At 34.5% G+C, this 20,698-nt stretch carries 17 protein-coding genes and 1 pseudogene; 16 read left to right on the forward strand and 2 right to left on the reverse strand.

Translation table 11 applies throughout. The annotated features are described in order from the left end of the window. The first annotated feature begins 64 nt into the window (after positions 1-64). The 11 genes and pseudogenes from rsgA to AC6CHR_RS05750 all read left to right on the forward strand — a co-directional run bounded on the left by rsgA (position 65) and on the right by AC6CHR_RS05750 (position 9,112). Positions 65-1,150 (forward strand): ribosome small subunit-dependent GTPase A, encoded by a 1,086-nt coding sequence (rsgA, locus tag AC6CHR_RS05700; RefSeq protein WP_498247568.1) that lies wholly within the window; start codon positions 65-67, stop codon positions 1,148-1,150. A 192-nt stretch (positions 1,151-1,342) separates the two neighbouring features. Next, a complete protein-coding gene (locus tag AC6CHR_RS05705; RefSeq protein WP_498247569.1) occupies positions 1,343-2,095 on the forward strand; it encodes a GNAT family N-acetyltransferase in 753 nt (250 codons plus the stop codon). A gap of 47 nt (positions 2,096-2,142) precedes the next feature. After that, a complete protein-coding gene (locus AC6CHR_RS05710) occupies positions 2,143-2,913 on the forward strand; it encodes a class I SAM-dependent methyltransferase (protein WP_498247570.1) in 771 nt (256 codons plus the stop codon). Between the two features lie 397 nt (positions 2,914-3,310). Continuing rightward, entirely contained in the window at positions 3,311-3,904 is a 594-nt protein-coding gene (locus tag AC6CHR_RS05715) for a TetR/AcrR family transcriptional regulator (RefSeq protein WP_498247571.1), read from the forward strand. 113 nt (positions 3,905-4,017) lie between these two features. Continuing rightward, positions 4,018-4,341 (forward strand): antibiotic biosynthesis monooxygenase family protein, encoded by a 324-nt coding sequence (locus tag AC6CHR_RS05720; RefSeq protein ID WP_498247572.1) that lies wholly within the window; start codon positions 4,018-4,020, stop codon positions 4,339-4,341. A gap of 67 nt (positions 4,342-4,408) precedes the next feature. Further along, positions 4,409-4,951 carry an NADPH-dependent FMN reductase gene (locus AC6CHR_RS05725; protein WP_498247573.1) on the forward strand — a complete coding sequence of 181 codons (543 nt, stop codon included), beginning with the start codon at positions 4,409-4,411 and terminating at the stop codon, positions 4,949-4,951. 220 nt (positions 4,952-5,171) lie between these two features. Beyond that, positions 5,172-5,732, forward strand: a complete 561-nt coding sequence (locus tag AC6CHR_RS05730) for a YdhK family protein (protein ID WP_498247574.1) — start codon at positions 5,172-5,174, stop codon at positions 5,730-5,732. 526 nt (positions 5,733-6,258) lie between these two features. Beyond that, positions 6,259-7,002: pseudogene (locus AC6CHR_RS05735) on the forward strand (ATP-binding cassette domain-containing protein); the annotation flags it as partial. After that, a complete protein-coding gene (locus tag AC6CHR_RS05740) occupies positions 6,992-7,672 on the forward strand; it encodes an ABC transporter permease (protein ID WP_498247575.1) in 681 nt (226 codons plus the stop codon). The pseudogene AC6CHR_RS05735 and the gene AC6CHR_RS05740, both read left to right, overlap by 11 nt. Positions 7,673-7,966: 294 nt before the next feature. Next, positions 7,967-8,344 carry a DUF5367 family protein gene (locus AC6CHR_RS05745; RefSeq protein WP_498247576.1) on the forward strand — a complete coding sequence of 126 codons (378 nt, stop codon included), beginning with the start codon at positions 7,967-7,969 and terminating at the stop codon, positions 8,342-8,344. Positions 8,345-8,551: 207 nt separating this feature from the next. Beyond that, a complete protein-coding gene (locus AC6CHR_RS05750) occupies positions 8,552-9,112 on the forward strand; it encodes an NAD(P)H-dependent oxidoreductase (RefSeq protein ID WP_498247577.1) in 561 nt (186 codons plus the stop codon). 419 nt (positions 9,113-9,531) lie between these two features. On the opposite strand, the gene AC6CHR_RS05755 is transcribed toward AC6CHR_RS05750, so the two are convergent. Next, positions 9,532-10,353, reverse strand: coding sequence for a zinc ribbon domain-containing protein (locus AC6CHR_RS05755; RefSeq protein ID WP_498247578.1), 822 nt, complete (start codon positions 10,351-10,353; stop codon positions 9,532-9,534). A 251-nt stretch (positions 10,354-10,604) separates the two neighbouring features. Between AC6CHR_RS05755 and AC6CHR_RS05760 the strand changes: the two genes are divergently transcribed. Beyond that, positions 10,605-12,506, forward strand: a complete 1,902-nt coding sequence (locus AC6CHR_RS05760) for a zinc ribbon domain-containing protein YvbJ (protein WP_498247579.1) — start codon at positions 10,605-10,607, stop codon at positions 12,504-12,506. Between the two features lie 320 nt (positions 12,507-12,826). Next, positions 12,827-13,885: an LLM class flavin-dependent oxidoreductase gene (locus tag AC6CHR_RS05765; RefSeq protein ID WP_498247580.1), complete on the forward strand. Its 1,059-nt coding sequence runs from the start codon at positions 12,827-12,829 to the stop codon at positions 13,883-13,885. Positions 13,886-14,416: 531 nt separating this feature from the next. Here the strand turns inward: AC6CHR_RS05765 and AC6CHR_RS05770 are convergent. Then, positions 14,417-16,300 (reverse strand): sensor domain-containing diguanylate cyclase, encoded by a 1,884-nt coding sequence (locus AC6CHR_RS05770; RefSeq protein ID WP_498247581.1) that lies wholly within the window; start codon positions 16,298-16,300, stop codon positions 14,417-14,419. Positions 16,301-16,685: 385 nt separating this feature from the next. Here AC6CHR_RS05770 and AC6CHR_RS05775 point away from each other — a divergent pair, with 385 nt between their 5' ends. From AC6CHR_RS05775 to AC6CHR_RS05785, 3 genes are all read left to right on the forward strand, one after another. Continuing rightward, positions 16,686-18,968 carry an ATP-dependent DNA helicase gene (locus AC6CHR_RS05775; protein ID WP_498247582.1) on the forward strand — a complete coding sequence of 761 codons (2,283 nt, stop codon included), beginning with the start codon at positions 16,686-16,688 and terminating at the stop codon, positions 18,966-18,968. A gap of 231 nt (positions 18,969-19,199) precedes the next feature. Continuing rightward, positions 19,200-19,910, forward strand: coding sequence for a GNAT family N-acetyltransferase (locus AC6CHR_RS05780; protein WP_498247583.1), 711 nt, complete (start codon positions 19,200-19,202; stop codon positions 19,908-19,910). 191 nt (positions 19,911-20,101) lie between these two features. Continuing rightward, complete coding sequence (locus AC6CHR_RS05785; protein WP_498247584.1) at positions 20,102-20,497, forward strand: VOC family protein; 396 nt, start codon at positions 20,102-20,104, stop codon at positions 20,495-20,497. Positions 20,498-20,698 lie beyond the last annotated feature (201 nt).

Consider the following 20,698-nt stretch of genomic DNA (forward strand, 5'->3'; position numbering starts at 1 on the left):
GTGCAAAATAATTCATGCATAAAACCTCCCAAACGTTATAATCAACCTTTAGGAGGAAAAAAAGTTGAATTCAATAAATATGAAAAATCTAGGACTTACTGAAGAATTTATCCAGGAGTCTACTAAATATAACGACCTTGTTATCGGTCGAATTTCATCACAATATAAACATGTATACAAAGTATTTATCGAACAAGGTGAGTTTACCGCGGAGATATCAGGGAAATTCCGCCACAGTGTAAGAGATCATTCTGAATATCCAGCCGTTGGAGATTTTGTTATGGTTGATCGATTTGATAACTCACAAGATAACGGGATTATTCACCATGTGCTAACACGAAAAAGTGTTTTTGCTCGAAAAGTGGCAGGTACGACAAATGAGACACAAATTGTCGCTGCTAATATTGATACATTGTTGATTTGTATGTCGCTGAATAATGATTTTAATCTACGTAGATTAGAACGTTACTTGTCTATCGCTTGGGATAGCGGTGCTACACCAGTAATTGTGCTTACAAAATCTGATCTTTGTCCTGATATAGAGGGTAGACTTACCGATATCTCATCGATTGCAATTGGAGTAGATGTGCTTGTTACAACAAGTCTATCAACTGAGGGCTATCAATCAGTGAAAAGATATCTATCAAATGGTCAGACAGTAGCTTTCATTGGTTCATCTGGAGTTGGTAAATCGACCTTAATTAATTGTCTGCTCGGTCAATGTATATTAGATACAAGTGAGCTAAGAAATGACGATAAAGGTAGACACACCACAACAAGACGTGAGCTAATCATCCTGGAGGATTTAGGCGTTGTTATCGATACACCAGGAATGCGTGAACTTGGTATGATAAGTGCCGATCTGTCAAAAACATTTGCTGATATCGAAGACCTTGCTTATACATGTAGATTTAGCGACTGTACCCACAATACTGAACCAAACTGCGAAGTACAAAAGGCCATAAGCGACGGTATTTTATCTGAAGACAGACTAAAAAGCTATTGGAAACTGAAACGGGAAACAAAGTATGATAGCTTGAATTCGAAAATGATTGAAAAAGAAAAAATCAATCAAATGTTTAGTGGCGTCGGTGGTATGAAAAATGCTAGGAAATTCCTCAAAGAAAAAAACAGTAAAAAAAGAAGATAAAATCTTAGGATTATATGAAAATGTAAGGAAGCCGGCTCAAAAAAATGGGTCGGTTTTTTTATATACTATTACTTGGAATCAGACCTACGAATGAGCACAAATTAGTGGAAAAAGAAGGAATATGAAATAAAACGTATAATTCTATCCATTTATGATTTATTTTACAAATTGTCTTTGAATGAGGTGGTAACAATGACTATAAATAAAACGATACAAAAAGTCGAGGACCTATCGATGAATGCATTACCAGCATTACAAACACAAATATATGATGGTTGGATTTTAAGATTTGCGGATGGATATACAAAAAGAGCAAATTCAATCAACCCTATTCACTTTTCGGAAGAAGATTTAAATAGTAAACTCGAATATTGTCAGAAGTTGTATCTACAAAAAAATTTAAAAGTAGTGTATAAATTGACATCACAAATTCACCCTGAAGATTTAGATACTGTTCTTGAAAATAACGGGTATTCTCTTGAAGGATTGACTAGTGTTCAATTGTTATCTTTGGATGAAATTGAGATTTCATTAACACAAAATCTTATTACGAACGAAACATTAACTGATAATTGGTTTGTTCAATTCTGCAAGTTAAATCATGTAGATAGAAAAGACCAACAAACATTAAAGCAAATGTTAAAAAAGATCATTCCGAAAACATGTTATTTTTTATTATACAATGATGACAATGAATTACTTTCTTGTGGGATGTGTGTATTAGAAAGTGGATACATAGGATTATTTGATATAGTAACAACCGAAAAGTATCGAAATAAAGGGTATGGGAGAACACTCGTCCAACATATTTTACAATGGGGTAAGGACAATGAGGCAAAATATGCTTACCTTCAAGTTATGTTAAATAACACTGCAGCATTAACACTTTACTCAAAACTAGGGTTTACAGAGAAATACAAATATTGGTATAGAATAAAAGAATAAGATTTTATGTATGAAAAGACTAATGAATAAATCTTGGGGGAAATCCATTGACTAAAATTGAATATATTCGAAGTGAAGAGAAAAAGTATCACGATTTTTTCTATGAAAACAATCAATTATTTGAAGAGGGTTCATGGTTAAGCAAGCCTGTGAAAACAGTAATCGACTTACTCCCTTTACTTAATCAGAAACAGCCAATCCAAATCCTTGATTTAGGGTGCGGGGTTGGTAGAAATAGTATTCCTTTAGCTCAAGCAATACAAGAAAATAACGGAAAAGTTGTTTGTGTAGATTTATTGGATTCGGCGTTAAGAAAGTTAGCAGTTTATTGTAAGGAATATAATGTTGAAGAAACCATCGAAATGGATAAAGCTGATATAGGAGACTATCAAATTAAGTCTAATGGGTATGATTTAATCGTTGCCGTATCAACTTTGGAACATGTGAAAACGGAAGTCATCTTTGAACGTGTCGTTCGACAAATAGCGGATGGGACAAAAAGCAATGGAATCAATTGTTTGATCGTAAATTCTGAGGTTGAAGAAATAGATAGGGAAACGAACGAGAAATTAGATGCACTTATTGAGGTTAATCTATCAACTGAAACGATGCTAAATAAATTGAATAGTATTTATAGCGGATGGGAAGTCCTACAAACGTCCGTCAAACCATTAGAATACAAGATAAATCGAGATGAAAAATTAATTTTATTAAAAACAAGGGCAATTACTTTTGTAGCTAGAAAAAGAGAGGGGTTAAATGATACCTGTTACATAGGTGATACGAGTGGTTCTTTAAAGACGATAACAGAGAAGTAGTAAATAGCTTTTGGCAAAGATGTTCATTTTCTGGGTGAAATGATTGTTAATAAGGAAAAAGAATGGATTATATTGACCAATTATAAGATAGTGATTGGACGCTTATAAGGCTTCCAATCGTAGCCGAAGGAGGTGAGATACATAAATTAATTGCTTACAGTATGCTAGGTTCCCCCAAAAAAGAGATCGCAACTATTACCTTAGGGCAGATTGAAAATGAGCGTGAATTTTAGTTATTCAAAATTACATGACTATATCATCATCTTCAATTATGCCGTCATACATGAATGCTTACTTCAAAAACGAAATTAATCTTGACAAATGTATAAATGATGAAATTGAATTAAAATCAAATGTCAGTAAGTACTGACAGTTAATTTAATGAAGGTGTGAGAGTATGAGTAGCAGTAATAAGCTAAGTAACGATGATAAGCTACTGATAGCAGCGATCGATCTAATAGCAGAGAAAGGCTACAATGGTGTATCTACTCAAGAAATCGCGGTTACTGCAGGTTTGAGTGAAAAGACGCTGTTTCGTCGCTTCGGAAGCAAGCAAAATCTACTAGAAACGGCATTTGACCGTTATCACTATGCAGAAGAGATGACAAAACTTTTTAATGAAAGGCAAATCATATGGGATTTACATTCAGACATACTACTAATCAGTCGAACATATCATGAAATTATGAATCGTAACCGGAAAATGATTATGATAAGTATCAAGGAGGAAGGCAATTTACCTGGGTTACGAGAAAGGACTCAAAAGCACCCTCGACTATTGCTAGAAATGTTAACAAACTATTTAAACACAATGTATGAAAAGGGAAAACTTATTGACACAGACCTAGAGCTACAGGCGTTATCATTCATGATGATGAATTTCGGTGCATTTATGAACAACCTAGATGCCGATGAGAATTTTCCAACCGTGTCCCTGGATGCATTTATATTGCAGAGTGTGCAAACATTCACGAGGGCTTTAACTCCCTAGTTTTTAAGGGTGATGAATTCAGAACAAATACCCTATCGTGTTCTTTATAGAAGGTACTGATGGAATCAATATGCTTTGGGAAAGATCATTTAAAGGAAGGGATGTATAGGTAGATGAAAACAAGTAATTCAGTAGTATGGATTAATGTATTTACTGCCAAACCAGGCAAACTAGAGGAATTGGTCGCTATCCAAGCTGAAGAACTACACAATTTTAAAAGAGAACCTCAAGGTGTTCCTGGTTGGATTAGTAGTCGTTGGCATCGTTCTATTGATAGTAATAAAGCTATTATGATATCTACCTTTGAGAGTGTTGAATGTCATAAAAATTGGGTAGGGAAAAGTGATTTTACTATTCATATTAATAAGATTAAACATCTAATTGAAGAAGCTGAAGGTGGTTACTATACATTAGTGGAAGAAATAGGGGTCCTGTAAATCAATTATATGATAACTAATTTGTTTAAAAAGAAATTATTTACTCATTAATGAGGGGGAAGAAACATTGGAAAAATTACAGATTGGAATTATCTTAGGTAGCACACGTCAAGGACGAGTTAGTCCACAAGTAGGAAATTGGGTAAAAGAAATAGCTGATAAACGAGGAGATGCAAATTACGAAATCGTAGATATAGCAGACTTTAAATTACCATTTGTTGGTGAAGGTACAGGTAACGAACCAGGATTACTAGCTTGGTCAGAAAAACTAACTAGCTTAGATGGATTCGTGTTTATCGTACAGGAATACAATCACAGTATTACAGGATCATTAAAAAATGCACTTGATTCCGCACGTAACGAATGGTACAACAAGGCGGCGGGCATCGTGAGCTATGGTTCAACTGGTGGAGCTCGTGCAGCTGAACATTTGCGTGGAATCTTAGGTGAATTACTAGTTGCTGACGTTCGTGTACATCCAACATTATCATTATTTACAGACTTTGAAAACTACAAAACATTTAAACCAGCTAACTTACACCTTGGTAATGTCAATGCTATGTTAGACCAAACGGTCGCATGGAGTGGTGCATTAAAAAATTTACGATAGGCAGGTTTGTTTACTAGCTAGGGACTTAACCCCCTAGTTTTCTTTAATTTACAATAAACTTGAAAGAAGACTAAACTTCTGAATTTAGTCTTCTTTCTGGTAAGAAACGTGAAAACGTAATAATTAAGATTGAAAAAAAGTATGTTTTCGTTTGCTTATATACCCTAATAGGGTATATATTTAATAAAGGAAACTAAACTTTATTGAGGTGAGGATTCAAATGAAAAAGAAAATGATCGTATGTAGTTTAACTGCAATAATTGGTTTAAGTGGATGTGGAAATAATACGAGCCATGAGACCAAAGGACATGAAGAAACAACTCACGAAGAAATGAACCATGAAAGCATGAATCATTCCAGCTCAGGTGAAGTGCCCAAGGGATTAAAAGTAGCAGAAAATCCAAAACATAAGGTTGGGAGTCAAGCGATTCTTAAAACCGATCATATGGAAGGAATGAAAGGGGCTAAAGCGACAATTGTAGGAGCTTATGAAACCACTGCCTACGTTGTTTCTTATACACCTACCACAGGTGGAGAAAGAGTTGAAGACCATAAATGGGTAATTCAAGAGGAAATTGAAAATGCTGCTGATAATCTATTCAAACCAGGAACTGAGGTTATCTTAGAGGCAAACCATATGAACGGAATGCAAGGGGCAACAGCTGAAATTGAATCAGCTGAAGCAACGACCGTGTATATGGTCAATTACACATCGACAACAGGGGGAGATACAGTAAAAAATCATAAATGGGTAACAGAAAATGAACTTACTACGCATTGATTAAGTTGGAACATAGATAACGGCTATAATGGTTAATAAACCTACAAAATGAACAGCTATTTAAGGAAATGATTAAATACCTTTATACTTATAGATCATTACCTGTCTCTCTGCTTTCGCCAATTCGTAAACAAGTCTACACATGAACTTAACCTATCTAAAAAATGAAACTGTTTCCTATCAGTTTCATTTTCAGATAGGTTTGCTCAATTTGTTTTACATTCTCAAAAACTCCCTTCATATCTTTAATTCCTAATTTATTGGGAAAAGGGTTCCTCTAAGCAACTCCCAAATCATATAGGATTACATCCTTCAAATACTCTACTTTGATTTGTCATAAACATCTTCAACATATGAAATTCCTTTGATGTAAGCTTAATAGATGTAGCCTTAACGTTTGCAGAAAAAGTATTCATATCAAGCGTAAGCTCTTTATAATGGAGGGTATTGTGGATAAGGTGATTTTTTTCAGTAGAAAGGTAGTTTGTTGCCCTTCGAATAGTTGCATGTACTCTAGCTGTTAGTAATAGAGTTATTTGGTCAATTGTTAACTGAGGAATCGAAGTCTTCTTTACAACGAATCGGTAGTATTATTGAATATCCAATCTTTTTTGAACATTTAACAGCGATGGAAAATTTAGAACTTCATAGTGAATATTTAGGGTTTTATGATATAGCTGCGATAAGGGAAGCGATGGATCTGGTGCATTTAAAAGGGATTGAAAATAAAATAGTAAAGGACTTTTCACTTGGAATGAAGCAACGACTTGGAATTGCCAGAGCCATCATAACGAAGCCAGAATTAATCATTTTAGACGAACCAACAAATGGTTTGGATCCAATTGGAATTAAAGATATCCGCGATTTAATCCGAATGCTTAACAAAGAGTACGAGATAACGTTTCTTCTTTCAAGTCATATTTTAGGTGAGATGGAACAGATTGTTGACAGGATCGGTGTAATTGATAATGGAAAGCTTTTGAATGAGGTGAGTTTAGGCGATATTCAACAGCAACGGACCGATTATATTGAGCTTCTGACAACAGATTTGGAAAAAACAGTTTATTTGCTCGAAGGTGAACTTCATATTTCCAATATGAAAATTATACAAGGTAATAGAATTCGAATTTATGATTTGGCAATGTCCCAACAAGACATTTCAAAGATGTTAGTCCTACATGATATTGGAATAGAAGAAATTCAAAAACACACAAGTTCATTGGAAGATTATTTTTATAAGCAAATTAGTGGGGGTGAACATGTTGAATAAATTGATGTTACTAGAATGGAAAAAACTAAAACAAAAATCAATAATCGGGGAGCTAATCATTTACTGGCTTATTATTATGTTTATGCCTGTGTTTTTTATAAAAGTGGTAAGTGCTGATTTCGGACTAAATTTTCATTCCATGATTGGATTAATCGGAGCTGTGCAAGGTGGATTTTCCTTGCTTGGAGCATCACTAATCAGTCAGGTGTTCATTGATGAATATAAAAATAGAACGATCTCACTTGCATTCAGTTATCCAATAACTCGAAAAAAACTGTTTGGAGCAAAAGTACTATTCATCTCACTTTTTGTCTTTTTTACTTCGATGATATCGTTTCTATTTACAGGTGTGGTAACCCTTTTATTCGATCAGTTTATGCCGATCATTCAATGGCAGTTGACGGCTTCGGAAGTGTTCAGCTCTTTAGGTCATATGATTGTTCGTTCTTTCGTTGTTACGCTGATTTGTTTCATCCCTCTTTTTTACTTTGCTATTTGGCAAAGAGCAACAGTTCCAACTGTTATTTGCGCGATCGTATCTATGCAATTACCTAATTTCTCCTCATATTTTCATCTTAATCCGGAGCCTGTTCTAGCAATATTGAGTGTTTTAGGCGCAATTAGTGTTTATCTTTCAATAAAATATGCTGAGAAGGTAGGGGAGATTTGACTTTTATAGGCATATACACTCCGATCTGTCGAAAAGGGTGGGAAGATGCATACCAGATTTATTTACTTTTATAATGAAATAGCCACGAATTGTAGCGTGTAATTCTTTTTAATTGAACCGATTTAGAATGCTAAGATATGTAAAAAAAACAGCTTATTCATCTCTTCAGCCAGGATTCACTGGAATCAATTTATAAAAAGTACGTTTTAATCACCTAAAAATTTCTATTTTAAGGAAGGAAAAAAGGTATAAACCTCGAATTATTTACCATAAATATTGATAAGGAGTAAATTTATGATAAATGTAATCTGGGGCTTTTTTATATGGATTTTAGCTACACTACTTTTCCGTTTCTTTGGGCATTTATTTCTAATCCCAGGTAACGAACTTTCATTGCTTATCACTTTTTTTCTAGCAATACCTTTAATTGCATTAGCCACATATCCTTACTATTTTTTAAGGGGACTACCTCAATATAAATGGCTCGAAACTTCAGTGCAAATTGCACTTCCGGGAATGATTTTAGATATATTTAGTATTATTTATTTTCAAAAGGTGTTTCCACAGTTACATATTGATGCCTTACCATTTTTCAGTGCTTGGTTACTTTGGGCGTATAGTTTGATTATTTTAACAGGTTTTCGATTAAACAAAGGTAATTTTATGTCATGAATATAGAAACAATCTGAAACTATTGGAACATTTTTTTGATGCAGGTAATGGTGATTTATTTGGTTTTATGTTCGCTAGTCCCTCTCCTTATAGAAAAGTATTTTATGTATGATTTGACACTCACCTTTATAAAGCACCTCGACTAAAAGTGGATACCGTGTGCTCTTTATACTCAAGATACAAATAATACTTAAGGAGGACAAATCTTTGAAAACTCTTATTATCGTAACACACCCAAGTATAGAAACATCCGTCATTAATAAACGATGGGTAGAAGAACTCAAAAAATATCCAGAAAAGTATACTGTCCACGAATTGTCTAAGGTTTACCCTAATGGAAACATAGACGTGGAAATAGAACAAAAATTGGTTGAATCGCATGGTAATCTTGTTTTGCAGTTTCCTATATATTGGTTTAATTGTCCACCTCTTCTTAAAAAATGGTTGGACGATGTTTTAGCTTATGGATGGGCTTATGGTTCAAATGGAGGGGATCATTTAAAGAATCGTAAAGTTGCTTTAGGTGTATCTGCGGGAATCAAAAAAGAAGATTATAGTGAAAACGGAAGATATCGGTATACACTTGAACAAATATTAGCTCCATTTGAAACAACTTTCCTGTATTGCCATGCAAATTATCGTTCGACTTTTGCGTTTTATGGAAAAGAAAATGAGCCGGGTGGAAACGAAGAAGAAGAAAATGAGCTGGGTTCAAGCCAATTGGAAAAAAGCGCTCAAGATTATTTGAATTTTGTTGATACTCTGTAATAGTTGCTATATTAAATTTATCAAAGAAGGATTTCCATTCCTGGAGGTGCTTTTTTTGATTTAAACAAAATAACGATGCCTACCGTGTAAAGCAACCTCTAGCATCACTTTTTAAAGTCAGATTTTATTACGTAACAGGCGCACTCCTCTGTATAATCGCTATTCTTACTTGGCTGTTTTTACCTGATATGAATACAATGGGGGACGATCAGATTCAAACTTAGATGTCGGCAGTTGGCTTAGGTTCTGCTTTGATCTTGTGGGGGCGGGTCTTGCTTTTTTGGTTAATGGTAAGGAGTTTACTAGGTTTTCAGAAATAAGGAAATGCCTCCAACTTAAGGTGTTATCGTACTTTACAACTAATGCTCGTAAAAAAATGTAAAAAACCTGATGAAAGATAACATCAGGTTTTTTCGTATTTAAAATAAACTTCCACCAATCATATTTGTAATGAAACCTTTTAAAGATTCAAATAGCATATCACTCATGATTGCTATAGCAATGAATGTTAACGTGTATGTAATTAGCGAACCATAGATAACATCTACGCCATCTGAAGTCTGTTTTTTATAACTTGCAATTACTAATGGTGGTACCATAAAAATACTTGTTAGAAAACCAATAAGTGCGATAAAAATAAATAGTTTAACTTTTACAATAGAAAAGATAAGTGCAATAGCTAAAATGGCAACAGAAGGTATAAGGAAAGATCCAAAACGAGCAAATACTTCTTTGAAACTTGCATCCACGCTCCCTAGTTTAACGGCAACAAATGTGAATAAAGCGATTAGCAAAATAAAGAAAATGTAAGCGAAAGTAGGTTTTAAGACAATATCACTAAATGGAATCGAAACTTCTTGTTCCCCCATAAGTTCACTTGCCAATCCACTCATTTCTGCTAATACACCTTTTAATGCAAAATAAAACATTAATGGAATAAAAATAGAATACAAGACAATTGTGATAATACCATTGATGAAATGTTCTTGGCCAACATTTACCGAAGAGGCATATGGTTTTTTCATTACTTCCACAAAGTAAGTGAAGTAGGATTTAGATATATTTTTCGCTCCTTCTAAATATTGTTTTCCTTGGCCACTAAAATCTTGAGTAGTTCCGGTGGAGGTTCCAGCTGTTTCAGCTATTGCTTCTGTCGATGATACACTATTTAGTTTACTACCGCATTTTTCGCAGAATTTCCCTCCATTATTTTGATGTTGACAATTCGGACATTGATACATGATGATTCTTCCTTTCTAGTTCTTTAATATACAAGATTACCAGAAGTAATCTAAAACTACTTTATTTATTATATAGGACTTTTGGTTCATTTGTTAGGAGAAATTGATTTTTTTAGAAAAAAGCAGGTCAAACCACAAAGGAAAGCTAAATAATATTATTTTTTTATTTCATAAGTTGTCTTTTATAGATATAATTACCTAGTAATCTTTTTATATATTAATCTGAATAAGTGATTAAAGGAGTATGAATGATGCAATTTTGTAAAGAATGTGGAAACAAGATCAACGATGAACAGGCATTTTGTAATGAATGCGGAACACTAGTAGGTAGTAAGAATGAGGCAGAGTCTCTACAGAAGAATGGCGTCACATCAGTGCCAATGTCACCTAAAAAACCAATGTCTAAAAAAAATAAAATCATTTTTATCATTGGTGCGGCAGCAGTTGTTTTATTATTTGGAGGTTATAAAGTCGGAGAAGCGCTAACATCGGAGACACGTTTAATTACAAACTTTGAAACAGCACTAAATGAAAACGATGAACAGGCCGTTTCCAAACTACTAAGCTCAAATGATAAGAAACTAGATATTAATGAAAAGAGTGTTAAAGGGTTATTAACTTATTTTAAAGAAAACCCTGAAGAGATAAACGAAACAATAGAACTTTTAAAAACTCAGGCTAAAGTGGCTTCATCAAAAGAGGTGCAACAGGGAGCCGAGCTAGAAGAATTAATTAATAGTGTTGTAGTAGAAGGGATGATTAACTTAGAACGAGACGGAAATATCCTTTTCTGGGATAAATTCGAGTTAAATATTGATCCAGTATACTTACAATTAGGGACAAACTATAAAGATACGCTTTTATATGTTGACGGTGAAGAAGTTGGAAGGGCAGATAAACCAGACTTTGAATCGACATTTGGCCCATTTGTTCCAGGTTATCATAAGGTAGAAGCTAACCTAAAGACAGATCTTATTGATTTGGTTGCGAAGGATGAATTTTTACTAAATGCTGTAAATGAGAAACAACATGAATTTATTAAAATTGAGGCAGAAGAAGTAACCGTGTATCTACCTGATGGCATCGACACAGAAGCAAAATTAAACATAAACGGGAAAGATGTTGGTGTAAATGTGACTGAGAATGCAACATTTGGTCCTGTGTTAACAGATGGTTCGATGAAGCTTTCTGTCAAAAGCGAATTTCCTTGGGGGAAAGTTACATCTAAGGAAGTAGAGATTACAGATAGCGATGTGACAGTCGACTTTATGACTGAAGATGTTCAAAATCAAGTCATGCAAGCTATACATAACTTTTACACAGAGTATGGAGAAGCCTATACAACAACAGATGCAAGTAAATTAACTACAGCAACAAAAGAGTACACAGACGAAATCATCGATGAAGCGAATTATTATAAAGAAGATGGATATAACGTTTCATATGAGTACATAGGTACGAACTTTGATTTAAGTTCATCTTCCGTCGAAAAAAACGATGGAGTATGGTCTGCTATTATAATAGGCGAAAGAAAATCGAAAGTTTGGTCAAGTTATGAAGATCTTAAATCTACTATAGAAGAAACAATCGATCAACAAATATTCTACCTACAGTACGACGAAAAACAGAGTAAATGGTTGCTTCATGACACGGATAGCACATATGGTTTTGACACATCAAATACAAAAGAAATGAATGTAAAAGAACCAAAAACATTTACTTCTAAATGGTCTGCAGATTCTAATGAAGTTTCAGTATCCACATCAGATACCAACTTTACTAACAGTGCTGATGTTCCTGAGGAGATGGTTGAATTAACAGAAGGATATCTAAATGGGCTTGTAAATGCGATTAATACTAACGATTTCTCATTAGTAGAACCGTATTTATTAAAAGGAAGTGAGCTCCACGAAGCACAAAAAGGTTTAGTAACAAATTTATCTAAAAAGGGCATTAAAGAAGAAATCGTATCTGTAGATATCATTGATTATTGGGCAGATGGTGGAAAAGTAATTGTGAGCACAAATGAAGAAATCAAGATTATCAATGCGGATGGCACCTCTGAAATAAAAAATTATTCTTGGGCATACAATGGTGCTTTAGAACCTGAATCACAAGAAATGAAGTTCGAGACAATTGTAAAAGAAGATTAATAGTAAAGGAAGAAGGAACTCTGCTTAGTGAGTTCCTTCTTTTCATACAATTTTAAAATAAAAAACAACATTCTATTCGAAAAAGATTAGCTATTTCGAATTGGTTACTATAGGTATTATTATGTATAATTACTAATAGAGACTTAATTAGTCTATTTATTAGAAAAAGATAATAATACCATATTCCTTTGTGCGAACTGTAAACAAGTACAACAGTATGGAATAAATCATCTTACTTGGTATGATGTAGAGTATAAACTTTTGACACTGTATTGTCTTTGAATCGAGATATATCAATTACATAGAAAGAGGTAAACAAAATGGAAATAGGCATAAGTACATTCGTAGAAACCACACCCGATGTAGAAACAGGAGAAGTAGTTAGTCATGCGCAAAGGATACGAGAAGTTGTAGAAGAAATAGTTCTTGCTGATCAAGTAGGCCTCGATGTATTTGGTGTAGGTGAGCACCATCGTGAAGACTTTGCTGCATCTTCTCCTGCAGTTGTACTAGCTGCTGCTGCGTCACAAACAAAGAGAATCCGACTAACAAGCGCGGTTACAGTTTTATCATCTGCAGATCCAGTGCGAGTGTTTCAGGATTTCGCTACACTCGATGCGATCTCAAATGGACGAGCAGAAATCATGGCAGGTCGTGGATCGTTTATCGAATCTTTCCCCTTGTTCGGTTATGAATTAACAGACTATGATCAACTATTTGAGGAAAAGCTAGAACTCCTCCTAAAAATACGCGAATCCGAAAAAGTAACCTGGAAAGGTGGGCATCGTCCAGCAATAAATAACCTAGGTGTTTATCCTAGACCAGTTCAAGATCCGTTACCCGTTTGGATAGGTAGTGGTGGTAATCAGGAATCTGTCGTCCGAGCAGGTCTATTAGGTTTACCACTCGTATTAGCGATTATTGGCGGGAGTCCACTTCAATTTGCACCACTTGTGGAATTATATAAAAAGGCTGTTGCTCATGCAGGTCATGACATTTCAAAATTACCAGTTGCTTCTCATTCGCATGGTTTTATTGCTGAGAATACCCAACTTGCAGCGGACAAATTTTTCCCTTCCACTCAACAAGTTATGAACAAGTTAGGTCGAGAACGAGGGTGGGGACCATATACCCGTGCGAGCTTTGATTCTGCTAGAAGCTTTGAAGGAGCTTTGTATGTCGGTGATTCGAAGACGGTTGCTGAGAAGGTAATTCACTTGAGAAAGAATGTCGGGATCACACGTTTTATGTTACATGTACCAGTTGGTTCAATACCACATGACGATGTGATGAGAGCGATTGAGCTTCTTGGTAAAGAGGTTGCACCGATGGTAAGGGAGGAAGTGGCTAGGTGTGTAGATCATGGTGAGAGGAAGTAACAAATTAAATCCCGAACATTGGTATCTTTAGTGACGAACAAGTTCAATTAAGAAACGATAAAACACGCACAAATGTTGAAATCAATATTTGTATGTGTTTTTTTGTTTTAAAGGCATAAGGTTTAAAAAGGTAGGACTTGAATTTGTTTTTATTAAAGGCTGTTTTCGCAAAGATTGTTGTTTTTCGTAATAAGTAAATCTTTACGTATTCAGCCTATCTTCGTGCTCTTTTCGTTAAATGACGCTGATATCCCACTGGAGATCGCTTCAATTTAGATAATAAAAATCCAAAAGCCGATTTTTATTCGTACTAGAGCAACAAACTTTTAGAAAAGAGCCTTATTAAAAAAAGGAATGGTAAGGAAAAGAATTGTTGGTTCAATTTAATGTACTTACTTTAAAAAGAAATCTGTAACCAAAACATGCGTAATAACCACTAAAGTCTCTGAAAAGTTTTTAAGAAGAAAAGAACTTTCACCGATTTAATCTGGGAAAGTTCTTTTTTAAGAGATAAGAAAGCATGAATTTTGATTAATTAATGTCAGAATATATTGCTATTCGGTTTCTTCCAGCCACTTTTGCTTGATATAAGGCATGATCGGCTTGCTTTATGATATCTTTCCTCTCTATTGTAGTACTTGGTATAACAGTGGTTAGCCCAATACTTACTGTCACATAATTGGAAACTAGAGATTTTTCATGTGGAAGTTGTAAATGTTCAATTCTACGGTTAAGTTCTTGAGCATATAGTTCGGGATTACCCTCAGTAGTGCTAGGTAACACACAAACGAATTCTTCTCCGCCATACCTGGATACAATACCTTCTGGTAATTCTGTGACATAATCGTTTAATTCCTTAGCGACCATTTTTAAACATTCATCGCCCTTTTGATGTCCATAATAATCGTTGTATTTTTTAAAGTAATCGATATCTAAAAATAAAAGGGAAAGAGATCTGTTTTCAGTGCTACAGATGTTATATTGTTCTTCAAAATATTCATCAAATTGTCTGCGATTTGAAATATTTGTCAGTCCATCAACTAACGCCATTTTTTTCAGCTTATCGTTCAGTTCTTCTAATTGACGATTCGATTGTTGTATTTGCATCGTACGCTGTTCAACCTTGGTTTCTAGATCACTATTCAGTTGAACCAGTTCTTCAGATAACTCAACTGAAAGATCTAGCGAGGTGGAAAGTCTCTTGGATAGGACTAAAGAAAAACAAATAATAAATATAGCCGTACCGATAGGATATAGATTCAGTTCAGTAAGGTTAAGTATATTCCTGAATATATCAAGCAGAATAGTAGCCATCAAAATGATCATACCAGTAAAGATATAATAGCTTTCCTGTTGCTTCTTCTTCATCGATTTAATGACGATGATCAGCGCATAACATACACATATAATCATAAATAGCTGAAAATAAATGATGAAGGAGTGATAAATTTTTGCTTCAGTAAAAATAGTCAATAGGTCGTAAACAATAGCAACGATAAGACACGTATAAGTAAACCATTTATAATTGAGCGTAGGATATAAGCTGTATAATACCATGGCTAAAAGAGGAACATGGCTATAAAGATTAATAAACTCGAGTTTCATCGTAAGTTCCCAATCAAAGGTAGGAAACATGTCTGTGAATAAGACATTATCAATCATAAGATAACGGAAAGCAACCATTAAACAGAATGCTCCGAAATAAAAGAAATAACGTTCTGTTCTTCTAAAGATTCCAAGAACAATATGATAAATCCCTGCTAAAATCAGGACACCAAGTAAGATTGATTGGATGATGATTTTTCTGGAATGGCTATCATGAATATTCTCAGATTCACCTAGAGTTATAGGCAGAAACATCCCCCCGTCCTTGTAGTAATAGTTAGATATTTGCAAGGTCAAAGTGAATGTAGCATCTTCTGGTAAAAAATAAACAACTTTAGGATCTTTACCGGGAACACTGGTATCCTCATTTGTACCAACTTGTCCGTTTTTAGCGAGCAGTTTATTATCGACCCAGAGATTGTAATTCCCATGCATATAAGGGACAATCATTCCTAATATTTCATCCGAATTTGCTATGGATACCTCTAGTCGATAAGTCGCAAAGCCTTCTTTTGGGAGCTGTTTGACACCGTCTTTATTATTGTAGGTATGCCATTTGCTAGGCAAAGAGATATCACCAGTTTTATTAATAGTTGCCTTATTTTGAAAATCGCTAGGGGTAAGTAATTGGTTCCAATAAAATTCCCACATTCCATTTAAAGGAATTAACGTATCGGTGTCTTCATTATTCCATTCGGTTAAGTCTAGCTGACCATTTGTTGCGAGATAATCATTTTCATTAGGTTGACTGGAACATCCTTGTAGTAGTGCGACAAAAAAAGTGAATAATATCAATGACTTTAGTTTCAAGAAACATGTCCCTTCTGCAGATCTTTGCTGCTACTTATGTATAAGTTCATTGAGGTGAATAGAGAGTTTTCTACATTAATAAACAGTAATTTCACCGTATTATATAATAATATCTCAGAAAATCCTACCCAATAGATATTCTTTAAATGAAGTTCTATTCTGAAGATATTATTAAATAATAAGGTATTTTCAGAATCATTTGCTGAACCTGTTGATTTATTTGGTCTGACTAGTGATGTTATGGCAAAAAGGTATTCATATGTAACTATTAGGGATGGTTCGTAAGTGACGGAGAAATCGTTTCTACCTAGCCATCTTTATCTTTGCGTAAAGTTGTCAAACCTTGTACGATAGAACTAATTGAATTGAAAAATTAGGTGATTAGATGCTACCCGAAATAAAAATTTCTGTACGCACATTAGTTGAGTATGTATTTCGTAGTGGAAGTATCGACAATAAATTTCGAACCGTCTCTACTATGACAGAAGGTACGAAGGCTCACAAGGCCATTCAAAGTACGTATCAAGAAACAGATAAAAAGGAAGTTTCTCTTAAGACGGAGATCGAATATGAAACGATGAATTTTGTGATAGAAGGTCGATGTGACGGGGTGATTTTTCGTAATGATGAAATCATTATCGATGAAATTAAGTCAACTTCAAAAGACTTGAGTGGAATAGAAGAGGATACCTACCTAGTGCACTGGGCACAGGCTAAGGTTTATGCCTATATCTATGCAAAAGATTATGAACAGCAAGATATGATTGTTCAATTAACGTACATACATATTATAACAGATGAGCAAAAGAAATTTCAAAAACGATTTACATTTCAGGAACTTGAACAATTTGTAAAAGAGCTTGTAAAGCACTATTCGCCCTATGCATCCCTTATGCAAAAGCATCGACTACTTAGGGATCAAAGCATTTCTGAATTACCATTTCCCTTTGGAAAATATCGAGAGGGTCAACGTAAGCTCGCAGGTGCCGTTTATAAAACAATATCAGAGGAAAACAATATATTTGCAAATGCACCTACTGGAATTGGAAAAACCATTTCTACCCTGTTCCCAACCGTTAAGGCGATTGGAGAAGGAAAGATTGAACGAATGTTTTATTTAACAGCTAAAACAATCACAAGGCAAAACGCAGAAGAAGCTTTTTCCCAATTGAAAAATAAAGGTCTATTTTTGAGCGCTGTTACGATTACTGCTAAGGAAAAAGTATGTTTTAAAGAAGAAACCATTTGTCAAAAGGAGTATTGCGAGTTTGCAAATGGATATTATGATCGAATCAATGAAGCTATTTTAGATATATTGTCTAATGAAACGTTTATTAACCGAGCGAAAATTGAGGAATATGCGAGAAAACATACGCTTTGTCCATTTGAGTTTTCCTTGGACTTATCATCTGTAGCCGATGCCATTATTTGCGATTATAACTATATTTTTGACCCGAAAGTATCATTAAAGCGTTTTTTCGATGAGCATAAAAGACAATCAGCATTATTAATAGATGAAGCACATAATCTAGTGGATCGGGCTCGCGAGATGTTTTCAGCAGAATTAGCAAAATCAACCTTTCTTACCTTAAAACGTGAATTTAAAGGTTCCAATGTATATGATTCTGTAACTAAACTAAATAAATATTTTATTGAATTAAAGAAGAAGTATTCAGAGAAAGGACAACTTGTGCTGAAGGATTTACAAACGGATTTAGTCGAGATGCTTGAAGAATTCGTTCGAAACGCTGAGATTGAATTATTGCAACCAACAAAGTCGAACGATCAGCAATTGCTAGTAGATACCTATTATGCTGCAACTGGATTTGTTCGCATATCAAAGCTTTTTGATGAACGGTATGTGACATATGTGGAAGTTGTTAAAAATGAGGTTCATCTAAAAATGTTTTGTTTGGACCCTTCTTATCTTTTGCAGCAGATTAGCAAAAAGTTCCGAACAATTGTCTACTTTTCTGCCACACTATTACCACTCCAGTATTTTATGGATATGCTTGGTGGTACACCAGAGGATTATACCCTTGCGATTTCTTCACCATTTGCAAAGGAACAAGCAGAAGTATTCATTCAACCAATCTCCACTCGATATCATGACAGAGACCATACGAAAAAACAAATGATTGAAATGCTTTCAAAGCTAGTAATACAACGACGAGGAAACTATTTGATTTTCTTTCCTTCCTATCAGTACATGAAAAATGTATATGAAGATTTTACTACAAACAACCCTGAAATTCGTTCCATCATCCAAACTAATAGGATGGACGAGGAAGAACGGGAGCAATTTTTAGAGAAGTTCAAAAAAGATAGTTCCGAAACACTTATTGGCTTTGCGGTATTAGGTGGTGTGTTTTCTGAAGGTGTTGATCTAAAAGGGAACAGTCTGAATGGTGTAATTGTTGTCGGAGTTGGTTTACCACAGCTTTGTCTAGAACGAAATATTATCAAGGATTATTTTCAAACAACAGGAAAAAGCGGATATGATTTCGCCTATACCTTCCCTGGCATAAACAAAGTGCTACAAGCAGGAGGGCGATTAATCAGATCTGAAACAGACACGGGAGTGATTGTCCTAATTGATGATCGTTTTCTTTCGCGGAAATATCAAGAGCTTTTACCGATTGAATGGAGAGATTTTAAGGTTATCTAAGTTTATTTGTACATTGGCTGTAAGAAATGAATCCGAAAAGGGAAAACCTGTTACTGAGAAACACACTGTCAGAAACCTTATAAGACTTTTGAAACAACTTCACCTACCAAATACTTTAGAATAACGCTAATAAGTAGATGCGCTAAATAACTTGAACAATAGCAGTGATTCTCTCTAATTTTCCTCAATAGAATTAGAAGATAAAAAAATAATTTAAATGGAGATCGTATTTTGGAAAAAAAACCAATGGCACAAAGAGGTAAACAAATCAATTATATTGGGCAAGATTCTGATGAATCTTGCTGCTTTATCACAGGGGACACTTCTAGCGATGTATCTAATAGAATAAGCTGGAGGGAAACTGTATCACAAGAATTAACGTACAGGTTAGCGGTTGAAAAGGATTCTAAGAAAGCTTCCGAACTTATTCATCTTGCTATTGATGATATTGCTGAACAGCTAACTGGTGAAACAAATACTGAAAATATCCGAGAAACTTTAGGCTGCTTTTTTCATAAAAAAAATAACCGTCTTAGTTTCCAAAATACGATTATCGCGGATGTTTTAGATGAAGTGGTAGGAATTATCATTTCTTATCGGGGAGATGATGCGCATTTTTTGGATGAACCAATCCTAAGTGAATTGAGAAAGAAGAAACCTGATCAGGACATTAGCTTTGATAAAGAAGCAGATCCTGGGGATTATTACATTGATACAATATGTGTTAGTCCCAAATTTCAAGGATATGGAATAGGAACAATTTTAATGAAAGAAGTAGAAAAAAGGGCAAAACAAATTGGATATACTAGAGTTTCACTTAATGTAGCTTTTGACAATCCATCTGCTAAAGGTCTTTATAAAAAAATAGGTTTTATTGAGGAAAAAGTCATCCAAATTAATGGACATAATTATGACTATATGGTGAAAGATTTAGAAGGATAAGTAATCTTCCTTCACTAGTTCTAACATTAAAATTAAAAACAGTGGTATAGCTTTTGACTACAGTATATTCAATTGAATAAGTTTCCATATTTGTTACAATAATGATGATGGTGTACCAAAGACAACTGGAAGTAAATACATACTAGATGGCTAAAGGAAAACAAAGTTCGAATAGAAATTAGGAGGAAATCATGGGAAGATTAGTTCATTTCGAAATTCATGTAGATGATATGGACCGTGCTAAAACGTTTTATGGAGAAGTTTTTGGATGGACATTTGAAGATTATACTGGTTATGCTGGAATGCCTTATTTTGGAGCTGTGACTGGTGGTGAGAATGAGCCTGGAGTTAATGGAGCATTGATGCAACGTCAGGGTCCTCGCCCAGAACCTAACCAAGCTTTAACTGGGTATGCCTGTACAATGGGAGTGGAAGAGTACGATTCTATTGAAGCTAAAATTCTTAATAATGGCGGCAAGGTAGCCATGCCAAAATATGCGCTTCCTGGAATGGCGTGGCAGGGATATTATCTTGATACGGAAGGAAATATATTCGGCATTCATCAACCAGATGAGAATGCAAAATAAAACCATCTTTTTAAAAGAGGTGCCTGTCACTTTTGCACAAAGGCAAAAGTGACAGGCACCTCTTTTAATGAATTCTCTTTGTAAAGGCCAATTTACATTAAATTAGTAAAAGTATAAAAAAACATAATATTTAGAAAATATTACATCTTTAAACTAATAGTAGCGTCTTTTTTAGGATAATTTATCAAAAAAAGGAGGGGA

The organism is Metabacillus sp. GQ13 (assembly GCF_059758525.1).

Excerpts from the sequence above, each read along its gene's own strand:
- AC6CHR_RS05705 (WP_498247569.1), top strand. The coding sequence starts at position 1,343 with ATGACTATAAATAAAACGATACAAAAAGTCGAGGACCTATCGATGAAT.
- AC6CHR_RS05715 (WP_498247571.1), top strand. The coding sequence starts at position 3,311 with ATGAGTAGCAGTAATAAGCTAAGTAACGATGATAAGCTACTGATAGCA.
- AC6CHR_RS05720 (WP_498247572.1), top strand. The coding sequence starts at position 4,018 with ATGAAAACAAGTAATTCAGTAGTATGGATTAATGTATTTACTGCCAAA.
- AC6CHR_RS05730 (WP_498247574.1), top strand. The coding sequence starts at position 5,172 with ATGAAAAAGAAAATGATCGTATGTAGTTTAACTGCAATAATTGGTTTA.
- AC6CHR_RS05740 (WP_498247575.1), top strand. The coding sequence starts at position 6,992 with ATGTTGAATAAATTGATGTTACTAGAATGGAAAAAACTAAAACAAAAA.
- AC6CHR_RS05745 (WP_498247576.1), top strand. The coding sequence starts at position 7,967 with ATGATAAATGTAATCTGGGGCTTTTTTATATGGATTTTAGCTACACTA.
- AC6CHR_RS05755 (WP_498247578.1), bottom strand. The coding sequence starts at position 10,353 with ATGTATCAATGTCCGAATTGTCAACATCAAAATAATGGAGGGAAATTC.
- AC6CHR_RS05760 (WP_498247579.1), top strand. The coding sequence starts at position 10,605 with ATGCAATTTTGTAAAGAATGTGGAAACAAGATCAACGATGAACAGGCA.
- AC6CHR_RS05765 (WP_498247580.1), top strand. The coding sequence starts at position 12,827 with ATGGAAATAGGCATAAGTACATTCGTAGAAACCACACCCGATGTAGAA.
- AC6CHR_RS05775 (WP_498247582.1), top strand. The coding sequence starts at position 16,686 with ATGCTACCCGAAATAAAAATTTCTGTACGCACATTAGTTGAGTATGTA.
- AC6CHR_RS05785 (WP_498247584.1), top strand. The coding sequence starts at position 20,102 with ATGGGAAGATTAGTTCATTTCGAAATTCATGTAGATGATATGGACCGT.